Here is a 738-nt window from a genome sequence, read left to right as displayed (position 1 = left end):
GCCCCCGCCGACCGTGACGGCCGCGAAGTACCGGCGGGGCGGGCCGAGCGGAGCGGTCAGGCACTCCCGGCCCGGACCGTCGGGAACCGGGACGCCGGGAAGCTCGGAGCCGTACCGTTCGGCCTCGGCGACGGTCAGCGTGTCGCCCGGAGTCCAGGACGGCGCCGACTCCGCCCACCGGATCACGACCCGGCCGCTGGCGGGGACCGTCCAGGAGATCCGGGCGAGGTTCTGGCCCTCGGCCGTCACGGTCACCTCCTCGACCTCGCGGTGCGCGGACTCCGGCGCGACCTCCGCCTCCACCCCGGCGGTGACCTCGCGGCCACCCGAACGGGGCCGGTAGACGGCGCGGATCCGGTACCGGTAGACCGTGCCCGGCACGACGTCGGCATCCGTGAACCCCTCCCGCGCCGACTTCACGGCCCTGCCGTCGTCGAGCCTGACCACCTCGGTCTCGGCGACGTCGGCGTGGGCGCTCCAGGAGCCGCGGACGGTGTGCTCGTCGGCGGCCAGCCGCACGTCCGCGAGCTCCGGCAGGCAGCGGACCGGAGGGCTGGAGGCCGCGGGCGACCAGGCGCCCTCGTCGCGGCGGGAGAACACCGTGTAGTAGAGGTCGGTCGCGGCGGGCGGCGCCGGATCGACCAGGTCGTTGCCGGTGGGCGTGCCCACCGGATGGCCCGCCGAAGCGGCCGTCGCGGGCCGGTCGGCGGTGCGGACCACCCGGTAGGTGATCTTTCC

At 76.3% G+C, this 738-nt stretch carries 1 protein-coding gene; it reads right to left on the bottom strand.

The window, feature by feature from the left end:
• A partial coding sequence (locus ACYVE7_RS35075; protein WP_460370989.1) for a hypothetical protein occupies positions 1-738 on the bottom strand: 738 nt, incomplete at both ends.

The organism is Actinocorallia lasiicapitis, from assembly GCF_054778695.1.
This window is presented reverse-complemented; position numbering and strand designations above follow the sequence as displayed.